The following is a 12853-nucleotide window of genomic DNA, read 5'->3' as shown; positions in this document are numbered from 1 at the left end:
GTGCGGTGGTGGTGTGGTCCATCGTCGTTCGTGCTCGGGTGGGCGTGGAGGGGCCGGCCGTCAGGGGCTCAGCAGGGCCATGAACTGGTCAGAGTCGAAGCCGTCCTTCATGTGGTGGCCGCGCACCACCAGGTAGGGCGTGCCGGTGCCGCCGAAGCGGGTGAAGTCCTGCACGCAGGCCGGGCTGAGGCTCATGTTGCATTCGGTGAAGGCGAAGCCGTTCTGGCTCAGCCAGCCCTTGGCCTGGGCGCAGTAGACGCACTCGGTGGTCGAATACATGACGACCTCGTCGGCGCGCACGCCGGCGGCCAGTGCGCGGATCTGGTCGCTGTCAAGGTCGCCGCCTGCTGTGCCGCCGCCGAACGGGTGCAGGCGGAACAGCGCGATGGCGATGGCCGGCACGATCAGCCAGCGCGCCCAGGCCAAGCCGCCGAGCAGGCGGCGAGCGAGGAAGAACAGCAGCAGGCCGCCCACCACGTAGCCGGCGGCCTTGCCGGTGCGGTAGGCGGTGCTGCCGGCGTCCGCCGCACGGCAGATGGCCGGCAGCAGCAGGATGGCGACCGATGCCGTGCGCCCCAGGTGCCGACTCATCCGGTGGGTCAAGGTGTTCATGGTTGGGCGCCCGTGATCGCTGCAAGGTCGACCGCAAAGACGACGTCTCGTGCAAAGAACGGCGGCATCGCCTCGGTCTGCGACGCCAGCTTCACGTGGTCCAGCCCCGCGCAGTCGAAATTGGTGCGGCCGAACAGCGTGCGGGCCGGCGTACCCGCGATGCGAAAGCCCACCTCGACCGCGCCGCGGCCCACCCAGGTCAGCGACTTGAAGCTGTCGAGCGCGGACTCCGGAAACGGGAAGGTCGTGCAGACCGGCACCAGCCCCACCTGCTTGCGGCCCGCCTTGAGCACCAGCACCGCGACGCAAGCCTGCAGTTGATCGACCAACTGCACGTGAAGCTGCGCGGACAGGCCCGCCTGCGGATGCTTGACGGGCTTGCCGACCGGAATGGAGAAATCCTCCAGCTCGGCCAAGGCACGCTCGCCGGCTTCGTCGATGCCTGTCGCGGCCACGCCGAAAAACGCCAGCACCGCCTTCACGCCGGCGGCCATCAGGCCCACGCAGGAGCGGCTGAGCTCCATCGCCGGCAGGCTTTCCAGCGCGGCGAAGTCGGCCTGCACCTCCACCGAGCTGACCCCGTCCACCAGGTTGCCGTCGTACGGCCTGGCGGCAGCGGCGCAGCAGACACGGACCTTCATGACGTCCGGCGTCGCGATCTTCAGCGCACGCAACTGCCGGTAGAAGAGGTACTCGACCGGCAGGCGCCGCCAGAACCAGTCCGGCTGCGTCTCGACGCCACACAGCGTCAGGTCGACGTCGCGCAGGAGGCTCATGGCCGCTTGTTCCCCACGGGCTTGCTGCCGTTGGCCGCCTTGTAGGCATCGACCGCGTCCTTTTCCTTCTGCAGGATGTCGGCTCGATTGCCGGCGGTGTCGACGATGCGGTAGTCCTCGCCCGGGCCCAGCTGCGAATTGGGCCGCGGCAGGGTGCCGTTCGCACGCGGAGGGGTGCCGGTGACGCCGTACTTGCGGGTCGTGCCGGTCTTCTTGTTGAAGATCTCGTACAGGTACTGGAACTTGCTGCAGCTCTTCGAATTGCCGTGGTTGTGCACCAGCAATCCGTCGGCACCCGTGAAGTAGGTGTGGGCATTCGCCACCTCCAGGTTCAGCACGGTCAGCACCTTGCGCTCGGTGCGCACGTCGACCACCGTGCGCACCGGGCCCGCTTCGCCCGTGCCCTTGCCGACCAGCTGGCTGCCGCGCTCGATCAGCGCGGCGTCGCGCCAGCCCTGCGTCGTGCGGAAGGCATGGCCTTCGGTAGCCGTGACCGTCTCGCCGTTGTCCAGGCCCAGGTGCACCAGCAGCTGTTCCTTGTGGCTCGAGAAGATGTCCGTGATCTTCTCGTAGCCCAGGCGTTCGTCGGCCTGCGGCGACGAGCCCTTGCTCTTCCACTCCGAGAAGGCCAGGACTTCGTCACCGACCTGCAGCTCGCCGATCGGCTTCAGTTCGGCCTTCGCTGCCCACGCGTCCTGCGGCGATGCACCGCGCGGCTTCACATGCACCAGCGCTTCCTGCGGGAAGCTCTGGATCGCACACGGAATCCGGTCCCACAGCTTCTTGCCGTACTTCCAGGCCTTCTTGGCGGCCCAGCCGATCCCCAGCGTCAGCGCGCAGTCGCGCGCGCAATCCTTGACGGTCTGGCCGACGTCATTGCATTCGCCGGTGACGACCTTCTCGGCCGTGTCCAGCAGCGAGCACTCGGCGGTACAGGCCGCGATCATCTCGGCGGCAGCGACGACGGCCGCCGGGAGGATCTCGCCTGTCGGATCGAACAGGTTGACCGGGTTGGCCTCGACGTAGCGGTAGCGGTTGTCTCCACCCGCCAGACCGATCGGGTCCTGCGTGATGTAGCGGCCGGTGCTGGTGTCGTAGTAGCGCCGGTAGTTGTAGTGCAGGCCGGTCTCGGGATCCTCGACCTGCCCGGGCAAGCGCAGGCTCAGCGCGACGGTCGGATGCTCGGGCGTCGCGGCCGGCGTGGTGATGGTGGCCTTGCCGAAGACGTTGTAGCTGGCGGCCCACACGACATTGCCGGCGCGGTCGGTGGCCTGGATCGGCGTGCCCAGCTGGTCGGCATGCAGGTAGGCCACCGTGGTTCCGCCGTTGCTGTCGGCCGTCTTCGCGAACAGCATGCCAGTGCTGAACTCGGCATCCGGCCTCGGGCCATACTGCGTCACGATGGCCGGCGCGCCCCCGCTCGCCACGCTGCCGTCCGCGTTCAGCACGATGTCGTGCCGGCTCTCGGCGATCAGGCCTTCGTCGGCATAGAGGTAGTAGGTGCGCGTGGCCGGCGCCAGCGCCGCGCCGTCCTGGTGGCGGTACTGCTCGCGCCAGAGGCGGCGGTCGAGCGGGTCGTAGCCATAGCGCGCGACCAGCTGACCGGCGCCGTCGGTCACCACGACCAGGCGGTTCTGCGTGTCGTAGCCGTACTGCGTGACCTTGCCGCCGGGCTCGGTCATCTTCGTCAGGTTGCCGGCCTCGTCGTACTCGTAGCGGGTGGCCGCGGCACCGCTGCCGCGCTGCAGCAGGCGGTTGTTGTCGTCGTAGGTCCAGGCGCCGCTGACCCGGCTGTGGGCGACGCGGTTGCCCACCGCATCCAGCGTGAAGGTCTCGGTCTCGCTCCCCGATACACCCGCATCCACCGTGGCCTGCGTCAGGCGCACCTCGTCGTCGTACGCCAAGCTGCTGTTGCGGCTGGTGCTGACGTTGTTCGCCGTGTCGGTGCGGTTGCTGGTCTTCAGCTCCTGCACCTTGCCGAAGGTGTTGGCCACGCTCAGCACGGTCTGCTGGCCGGGGGTCTTCACCTTCAGGCCTTCCATCTGCAGCAGGCCGTCGAGCGTGCGCTCCTGCGTGCCGCCGCCGGGCAGCGTCACCTTGGCCGGCGCCAGCCACTTGAATTCGTTGACGCTGATGCTGCCCTCGCCGGGGATCGTCACCGTCTCCAGTTCGGCGTGACCGCTGTAGCCGTAGCCGATCGCGCTGCCGTCCGGCCAGGTCAGCTGCGTCTTGCGGCCGCCGGCGCTGTAGACGTAGCCGTAGCTCAGCGTGGTGGTACCGCCGTCGGGCATCGGGTAGCTGACGGTCTCGCCGGTCAGGCGGCTGGCATCGTCGTAGGTCGAAGTGGCCGCGGTGCTCTGCTGGCCCTCCGGGCGGGTCAGGTCGGTGTCGGTCCAGGACGTCAGGTTGTCCGAGTCGTCCCACGTGTAGTGGGTGCTGCGCACCAGCACGTTGCCGCTTCGGTATTGCTTGACATCGACCAGCCGGTTGACCCTGTCGTAGGCATAGGTGGCCTGGTTGCCGTTCGGGTCGGAGCGCCCGGTCAGGTTGCCGACCTCGTCATAGGACAGTTGCGTGACCTGGCCCAGCGGCAGGATTTCCTTCACGACCTGGTTGTTGCGGTCGTATTCGAACTTGCTGGCCCGGCCCTTCGCATCGGTGATCTGCAGCAGGTTGCCGCGCACGTCGTACAGCGCCTGCGTCCGGTTGCCCAGGCTGTCGATCGTCGCGGTCAGCCGGCCCAGCGCGTCGTACTCGCTGGAGCTCGTCTTGCCGTTGGCGTCGGTGTCGCTCTTGACCAGGCCGCGCGCCTCGTATGCCGTGCTGCTGACCAGGCCCTCGATGCCGTGGCCGGTCGGATTCAGCAAGGTCTCGCTCGTGGTGCGCTCGCCGGCGTCGTACCGCAGGCGCTGCGTGAAGGTCGGGTAGACGATCTCGGTCGGGCCGTTCAGCGAACCGCGCTGCCCGGCCTGGGAACCGTCCGGAATCTGGTAGCCGTATCGGATGGCGTTGCCGAGCGGGTCGACATGCTTCGTCAGCCGCAGCAGGTTGTCGAACTCCGACAGGCTGGTGCGGCCGTCTTCGTCGGTCTCGCGGATCGCCTGGCCCTGCGCGTCGTATTGCAGCTTGTAGGCGCCGCCCACCGGATTGGTGTACTGCGTCACGCGGCCCATCGCGTCGTAGGCCGCACGCACCACCTTGCCGCGACCGTCGGCCTGGCTCAGCGCACTGCCGAGCTTGTCGTATGACAGCGTCACGACGCGCGCGAGCGCATCGGTGATCTTCACCAGGTTGCCGTCCGCGTCCACCTCGTAGGCCGTGGCGTTGCCGCGCGGATCGGTGTAGCCGACGGTGTTGCCGGCGCGGTCGAACACGTAGCGATGCTCATGCCCCTCGGCATCGGTGATCTTCTGCAGCTGGCCGCGCGCGTCGAACTCGGACAGCCACACCGCATCGGGCGTGACGGTGCCGTTGGCTTCGGTGCGCCCCTTGCGCGTCGTGCGGGTGGCCTGGCCGAGGCTGTTGCGCTCGTACTCGATCACCGTCTCCTGCGGCGTGCCGACGGCCTGCGTCAGCTTCAGCAGGTTGCCGCGCGCATCGCGCAGGTAGGCCGACTTGATGCCTGCCTCGTCGACGCTCTCGGTCACCGCGAGGTTGGCGGCCGAGTAGCTGTACCTGCGGGTCGTGCCGTCCGGGTTGACCAGCTCGACCGGCTGGTCGAATTCATTGCGCGTGGTGCGCGTCGTGAAACCGCGCGCATTGGTCACCGTCTCGGCGCGCGCCCCGGTGTCGTAGCGCATCTCCGCATCGACCTGCCCGTTGTACAGCCGCCGCACCAGCTTGCCCACCCGGTTCTGCGTGAGGTCCTCGACGCGCCGCCCCGCCGGCGTCTCCGGCCCGGTGATCTTGCTGACGAACTGCTTGTTGGTGTCGTCGTAGTCGAACTCGTACTCGGTCACCCCGCCATCCGGCGCTGTGCGCTTCTTCACCGTCTCGCCCGCGTACAGCAGCGTCTCGGCATGCCCTTCCTGGTCGGTGATCTTGACGATGTGGTTGCCGATGTCGTAYTCGTACTTCACCACGTTGCCGCGCACGTCGGTCACCTGCGTCAGCCGGTTGCGCTCGTCGTACGCGTACTTCACCGAGCGCGCCGGCAGGTCCTGCGCCAGCCCGGCCACCGGGTAGTCGCGCACCTCGGTGATGAGCTCGCCCGTGTAGTGCAGCGTCAGCAGCACCCGCCCGTTCGCATCCACCACCCCGCGCAACGTGCCGCCGGCATCCCGGACCAGCCAGACGGTGTTGTTGTTGCGATCGCCATAGGCCACCACCTGGCCCTGCGTGTTGTAGTCGATCCACGCCCCCGTGCGATCGATCCAGCGGTAGCCCTTGTCGTTGTTCACCGGCGCCGGCGCCACCTGGCCGCTCGCCAGTTGCGCTGCCGATGCGGGTGCCTGCTGCCGCACCGCGCGCTTCTCCAGCACCGTGCGGTTGTTGAACGAATAGCGCCCGTTGTCGCCCAGGTGCAACTCGTTGATGCGGCGGATGCCCTCCATCGACACCGCACCGCTCGCGCTGCTGCTGCCCGCGCACAGGCTCGCGTAGTCCACGCTCACGCGCATGCCCGGCGCATAGTCGCTGCCGGCTTCCGGCATCACCCGGTTGAACGGCGTGCTGCGCAGCGGGATCAGCGGGCCCGCGTCGCGCAGCCCCGTGCTGACCTCGATCACCGCCGAGTAGGTCGGCTGCCAGTCTTCGTCCACCCAGACCCAGCAGCCTTCACCGCCCCCCCCACCGCCGCTGCTCATGCTCACCGAGCCAGCGCTGCCCGGGGCCGGCGTGTCCAGCACCACGCCCGACCCGTCGCTGTTGCCCGAAGCCAGGCTGCCGCTCGAGTCCTGCGTCTGGCTGCCCGTCAGGTTGCTCCAGCTCTGCGACAGGCTCTCCCACTGCGGGTTGAACTTCCACTCCTGACCGTTCCACGACCGCGTCCAGCGCACCGCACCCACCGTGCTGCGCAGTTGCAGGTCCTCGGCCGCCAGGTTCGCGTAGCCGTTCGGCGAGGTCACGACCAAGCCATTGCGGCTGTCCTCGGCCTGTACCGCCGACACGGCTGCGCACGCCAGCAGCCAGCAGAGGAGGACCCGGCTCAATCGCATTGCGTCCCTCCCTTGGGAATGAAGACGCACTTCTTGCCCTTCATCTTGATCGGCGTGCTGGCACCTGCTCCACCCCAGCCGCCGCCACCCCCACCGCCACCCCCGCCGCCGCCGCCACCGCCGCCGCCGCCGCCTCCGGCCGGGCACGAGCTGTTGCTGACGGAGAACCACGACATCGCCGAACCGCAGCCCGATTCGGTGCCGTTCGCGCAGCGGAACTTGCACGCCACCGAGAACTGGCTGCTGTAGCTGTAGCAGCCACCCCCGCTGGCCGTGCCGCTGGTCGCCGCCTGGTCGAGCGGCTGCAGCGCCACCACGCGGTACGGGATGGTCACGCGCTGCTTGGCCTCGAGCGAGGTCGGCACGTCGACCAGGAACTCGTAGCGGAAGAAGGCGTCGCTGGCCGGCAAGGTACGCACCACGCTGTCGGCGCGCACCAGCCCGAAGTTGGTCAGACTCAGCTCGCCGTAGTACACGTCGCCCGCGTTCATCTTCGGCAGGTTCACGCTGGCCGGCTGCAGCACCACCACCGCGGCCGGCACGTCGGTCTCGAAGGTCGCGTTCAGCGTGATGTCGTAGCGGTCCTGGATGGTGATCTCGCGCACGCTCCACTCGACCGTGATCAGGTTGTAGTCGAGGAACACCGACTGGTTGAACGTGATGCCCGGCTTGACGATCAGCCGCCCGCCGATCTCCTGGTGGTTGGCCGCCGTCGCGCGGAACTTGTAGCGCCCGGACGGCAGGTTCTGGAACAGCGCCTCGCCGACCGCATCGGTCAGCAGCTCCTGCGTGACCGTCACCACGTCTTCGTTCTGCACCGTGATGCGCGCGCCCGCCAGGCCCGGGATCAGGTGGCCCTGCTTGTCGACCGTGGCGGTGTAGATGTCGGCCGCCTTGAACAGCACGTTGCCCTGGCCGCTCTGCGTGACGCTGGCATAGACGTTGAGCGACTGCTGCGCGACGTTGTCACCCTGCACGTTGAGCCGGAACTCGTACACGCCCTCGGCCAGCGTGGCCGGCGGCGTGAACGCGATGTCGACCGAGCGCTTGTCGCCCACCGCCATCGTGCCGTCGGCGCGGCTCGCGATCGACACCCACGACGGCGCCGCCGAGCCATCGGGCTTGGTCAGCGTGAAGCGCAGGTTCAGCGCCTCCTGCAGGCCCTTGTTCTCGACCAGCACCGATTCGGTCTCGCTGCCGCCCTGCGCCAGCCCGGTCTCGACGAAGCTCGGGCTTGCAGTCAGGAAGGGCTTGGCCTCGGACAGCGTGTAGTTCACCGTCACCTGGCCGATCGGCGACAGCGGATGCTCGTCGCTGACCACGTTGAAGATCAGCGAGCCGCTTGCCTGCGCATCGTTGTTGGCGACGAAGCTCACCGGCACGTTCAGCCGCTGGCGCTCGGCCAGCGTCACCGGCGCCGGCAGTTGCACCGTGATGCCCGCCGGCAGCTGGCCGGTCGGCTGGCTCGCCGCGTCCAGCGTCAGCCGCAGGTTCGCCGCCGAGGTGCCCGGCCCGGCCTGCGCGAAGAACGGGATGCTGAAGGCATAGCTGCGCGGCACATCCAGCTTGTAAGGCGTCGGGCCCACCGTCACGCGGTTGATCGTGAAGGCCTTCTGCTCYGGCCGGTCGGTGATCTCCGGGTGCACCGCCGACACCTTGTACAGGCCGGAGTCGGTCAGCGTCGGCTTGAAGACGTAGCTGAACTGCCCGCTGCCATCGGTCAGCACGCTGAACACCCGCTCGAAGCCCTGCTGGTTCAGCACCAGCTTCAGGCGCGTGTTGGGCAGCGGCACGTTGCCGCGGCGGTCCAGCGCGCGGCCGGTGATGGTGACGTCCTGGTCGCCGAACGAGCTGATCGGGCTGACGTCGGTCACCTCGCCGTAGTAGGCGGTGTCGAGCAGCGACACGCCCTTCTCGGTGCCGCGGCCGGCGATGCTGACTTCATCCTCCTGGCCGGTGTGGTAGCGCAGCTTGTCGACCTCCAGCCGCACCGCGATGTTGTTCGGGCTGCCGCCCGGCACGTTCAGGCTGAAGCTGTCCGAGGTGTAGCTCGAGCCGGCCGCGATGCGCGCCACCGTGAGCCCGTTGGTCAGTGTCAGCACGTTGGCACCGAGCGCCTGCTTGTAGGCCTGCGTCGCCAGCACGTTGCCGTCGCCATCGACGATCTTGAAGCGCAGCTCGGACGAGTCGTTGTTGCCGCCGTTGGTGGCGGTCAGCAGCTCGACGTCGACCTCGCTGGTGTTCTCGATCGTCAGGCGCAGCTTGCCGGTGCCACCGCGGGTGAACTCCTCGGTCGCCATGCCGACCACCAGGCTGCCGTCGATGACGTCCAGGTTCTCGTTGCGGCTCAGCTTGACCACCTCGCCGTCCTCCGGCGCGATCTCGACGCCGACCTGGCCGGCCGCCAGCGACGGCATCTCGCCGTAGCCGCCGACGATCACCGGCACCAGGCGCGTCTCGTTGGCGGCCAGCATGAACGGCTCGGACCGGTGGTCCTTGAACTGCGTCGAGTCCTTGTTGACCGGCACGCGCACCACCGCGCGCACGCCCGCCAGCACGCCGGACGAGGTGTTGGCCACCTGCACCTGCAGCTTGTTCATCACGCCGCGCTTGACCGGCAGCCCGCCGGCCAGCTGCGTGCCGACCGCCGGCAGCAGCACGACGCGCGGCAGCTCGACGCCGTTCGCATCGACCGTGGCCACGGTGTAGCGGCGTTCGCCGCTGGTGTAGCCGGTGTCGGTGAAGCGCGTGGCGGTGGTCGGGCTGCTCGTCAGGCGCACGCGGCTGGCATCCGGGCCCACGTACACGTGGTAGCCGGCGACGTTGCCGTTCGGCGCGTTCCAGCTCAGCACCGGCAGCTCGTTGCCCAGCTGCTCGACCTTCAGGTCGCGCACCGGCAGCAGGCTGGCGTTCAGGTAGGCCGAGTTCGAGATCGCCGATTCGTTGCCGGCCGCATCGACCGCGGTCACCACGTAGGCACCCTGCGACGGCGACGGGCTGGTGTCGTAGGTCACCGGGTTCTTGATGCGCGTCTTCAGCGGCGCGAGGCCCTCGATGCTGGTGATGCTGGTGCCCGAGGCGCGGTACAGGTTGTAGTAGTCGACCGTGCTCGCGAGCGGCGGCTGCCAGCTCGCGTAGATGCCCTGGCCGGTGAGCTGCAGCGCGAGGTTCTGCGGCGCGCCCGGCGCGGTCGCGCTGGTCACCACCTCGACCGCGGCGCTCTGGCCCGACACCGATTCCTGCCCGTTGGACTGGCGCACCGACGCCACGGCGTAGCGGTACGTGCCGTCCTGCGGCGACTGGTCGACGAAGTCCACGCCGCCGGCACGCACCAGCGGCTGCAGCTCGGCCTGGCCCGGGGCCTGGCGGTACAGCTGGTAGCTGGCGGCACCGTCGACCGCCTGCCAGTTCAGCTTGACCTTGCCGCCCGGCTGCGCCTTGGCCGTGAAGCCGAAGGGCACGTTCAGCGGCGGCAGGTTGCCCTGGTAGACCTGGAAGCGGTTGAAGGCCGTGACCTTGTTCGACACGTTGTCGAGGTCGTCAATCGCCTGGCTGCTGAAGACCAGCGTCTCCGGCCCGGCCTGACCGCCGTCGGACGGCAGCGTGAAGGCGGCCTGCCAGGTGGTGGCGTTGACCTGCGTCAGCGCGCCCACCGCGATCGGCGAACGCACCGGGCCCGACAGCAGGTAGCTCACCTGCGGCGTCGCGCCGTTCTTCGGTGCCTTGCTGAACGTGAACGTGCCCTGCAGCACCGGTGCGCCGTCGTTCTTGATCGGCGAGGACGGCGTCAGCACGATGCCCGACAGCGCCGGGCCTTCGGTGTCGATGCGCAGCGTGGCACCGGCATCGACGTCGGTCCCGCGGTTGCCGACCAGGTCGCGTGCCGAGAACAGCGCGTTGGCGACGCCCGACGCGGTGGACGCGTCGACGACGATGCTGCCAGCGTAGGTCTTGTCGCCGGTCTTCGCCAGTTCCACCGGCAGCGGCGTGCCGCCCTGCGGCACGATCGATAGGTAGGGCGTGGCCTGCAAGACCTCGGTGACGGTGACGACCAGGTTGACACGGCCCTGGCCGATGCGGCCGGTGGCGGCATCGACCTTGCCGAGCGGCGTGTAGACGATGGACACGGCCTTCGGCGCGGTGCTGTCGGACAGCGCCTGCACCTGGTTGGTCGGCAGCGACGGCGTGCCGGCCGCGTTGACCGCGACGACGCGGTAGTACCAGGTGCCGTCCTGCACCGGCAGGTCGTCGACCGTGGTCGCGCTCAGCAGGCTCGCGTTCACCTTGACCGCCTCGCCGATGCCGGTGAAGGCGTTGGCCGCGCGGTACAGGTCGTAGCCGGTCGCGTTCGGATCGGTCGAGCGCGTCCACGACAGGCGCACCTTGCCCTGCGGTTGCGCCAGCGCCGTCAGGTTGGCCGGGCTGGCCGGCACGGTGACGTCCAGCGTCACCGTCAGGGCCGCGGACGGCGCACTGCTGCCCCATTGATCCGTCGCGGTGGCGCGGATCTGGTTGCTGCCGGCGACCAGCGTCAACGGGCCGCTGAAGCGGCCGTCGCTGCCGGCCACGATGGCGGCACCGGCCGGTTGGCCGTTCAGCGTCAGCTGCACGCTGGCGCCGGCGGCGGCCGTGCCGCTGACGATGGCATCGGCGCTGCGCGTCGTGCTGCCGCTGGCCGGGGCGGCGAGCTGCGGCGCGTCGGGCACCGCATGCGCGACCGTCACGCTGTAGCTGGTGGTGCTGACGTTGCCCAGCGAGTCCGTCGCGCGCAGGCCCAGCGTGTGCGCGCCGTTGGCGACGTTGGCCAGGCTGAACGGCACGCTGTAGCTGCCGGATCCGCTGGCGGTGCCGACCACCGCGCCGTCGAGCAGCAGCTCGATGCGCGAGATGCCGCTGCGGTCGCTGGCGCTGAAGGTGATCGTGGTGTTGCGCGCGAAGCTGGCGCCGTTGGCGAGCGCCGTGCCGCCCGCGGACACGGCGGCCAGCTGCGGGCCATCGGTGTCGGGCAGGACGGGCGCGCGCGACAGCGTCACGGCGCGGCTCAGCTCGGCGCTGCGGCCGGCCTGGTCGAGCGCGACGACGCGGAAGCTGTGGTTGCCGTCGGTGCTGGTGTCGGTGTTCCAGGCGAAGCTGTACGGGGTGGCGGTGCGCGTCGCGACGAGCTGCTCGTCGAGGTAGAAGCGCACGCTGGCGACGCCGGAGGCATCGCTCGCGCTCGCCTCGACGGTGATGGGGCCGCTGACGATGCTGCCCGGGGCCGGGTTGTTGATCGCGAGCTGCGGCGCCTGCGTGTCGACCAGCACGCCGCCCGACAGCGATGCGGTGGTCACGGTACCCGACGCATTGCGGAACTGCACGCTGATCGGCTTCAGCCCGTCGCCTTCGGAGACGGTGAAATCGACCGTCGCGCGGCCGTTGGCAAGCGCCTGGAACGAGGTGCCGGCGAAGGCCGTGCCTTCGGCGACGCGGAATTCGGTGGCGTTGATGCAGGCCACGTCGAGCGTGACGGTGCGGCCTTCGTAGAACGGCAGCGGGCTCGCCAGCCGCACCGACGGTGCGATCAGCGGCGCCAGCGCCAGGTAGTTGGCGTAGTTGACGCCGGCGGACACGGCATCGCCCTGCCCTTGCGGGTTGGCGAGCACGTCCTTCGGGCCGCTCGGGTGGCCCCACCAGTTGCCGGTGGCCTGGATCAGCGTGGCCGGCGTGCGGTTCAGGATCGCCTGCGTGGTGTTGCCGGCGAACTGCGTGCTGCCGATGACGGGGGCGCTGGCGCCGTCGGCGTCCAGGCCGATCGCATTGCGCAGGAAGCTGGAACCGGTGATGGCCGGCGCAGCGCCGTCGAGCAGGCGCAGGCCGGTCGTGCCGTCCATCACCTGCAGGTATTGCAGGCCGGGGTTGAAGCCGCGCAGCGTCACCGCCGCACCGGCCTCGCCGCCGCCGGCATAGCGCACCGTCCAGTCGCTCAGCGACAGGGCACCGAAGGCGGCAGCGGATTTCTCGAGGCGCAGGCCGCGCCAGTCGCCGGCCGCCGGCACCTGTGCGGTGGCATTCGTCTGCCCGCCGTTGGTGTCGTCGTTCTGGCTGGTCAGCACCACGCCCTTGCCGGCCGTCAGCTTGTCGCGCAGCACCAGCTGTGCGTCGCCGCCGAACTTGATGACGACACCGTCGTCGACGATCAGCTCGGCCGATCGCGTCGAGACCGCACTGACCGCCAGCGCGACGGTCGTCAGCGTGGCCAGCGCACGCCGCACGGTGGGGTTGACCTCTGTCGTCATCATGGTCCTGTGCAAACCAGTGGGTGATTCGGCG

The 12853-nt window shown here is 69.4% G+C and carries 4 protein-coding genes; all 4 read right to left on the bottom strand.

The genetic code is table 11. The features are described from left to right. Positions 1-60: 60 nt before the first annotated feature. Genes AC1DYN_RS23970 through AC1DYN_RS23955 form a run of 4 tightly spaced genes read right to left on the bottom strand, consistent with a single transcriptional unit; the run spans position 61 to position 12819 of the window. A complete protein-coding gene (locus AC1DYN_RS23970) occupies positions 61-612 on the bottom strand; it encodes a glutaredoxin family protein (RefSeq protein WP_477963719.1) in 552 nt (183 codons plus the stop codon). Beyond that, positions 609-1388, bottom strand: coding sequence for a hypothetical protein (locus AC1DYN_RS23965; RefSeq protein WP_477963717.1), 780 nt, complete (start codon positions 1386-1388; stop codon positions 609-611). The genes AC1DYN_RS23970 and AC1DYN_RS23965 overlap by 4 nt, the downstream gene beginning before the upstream one ends. Further along, entirely contained in the window at positions 1385-6544 is a 5160-nt protein-coding gene (locus AC1DYN_RS23960; protein WP_477963715.1) for an RHS repeat-associated core domain-containing protein, read from the bottom strand. Before AC1DYN_RS23960 ends, AC1DYN_RS23965 begins: the two co-directional genes overlap by 4 nt. Continuing rightward, positions 6535-12819, bottom strand: a complete 6285-nt coding sequence (locus AC1DYN_RS23955; protein WP_477963713.1) for a fibronectin type III domain-containing protein — start codon at positions 12817-12819, stop codon at positions 6535-6537. Before AC1DYN_RS23955 ends, AC1DYN_RS23960 begins: the two co-directional genes overlap by 10 nt. Positions 12820-12853: the final 34 nt, after the last annotated feature.

The organism is Rhizobacter sp. P2_D12, from assembly GCF_056404395.1.
This window is presented reverse-complemented; position numbering and strand designations above follow the sequence as displayed.

Excerpts from the sequence above, each read along its gene's own strand:
- AC1DYN_RS23970 (WP_477963719.1), bottom strand. The coding sequence starts at position 612 with ATGAACACCTTGACCCACCGGATGAGTCGGCACCTGGGGCGCACGGCA.
- AC1DYN_RS23965 (WP_477963717.1), bottom strand. The coding sequence starts at position 1,388 with ATGAGCCTCCTGCGCGACGTCGACCTGACGCTGTGTGGCGTCGAGACG.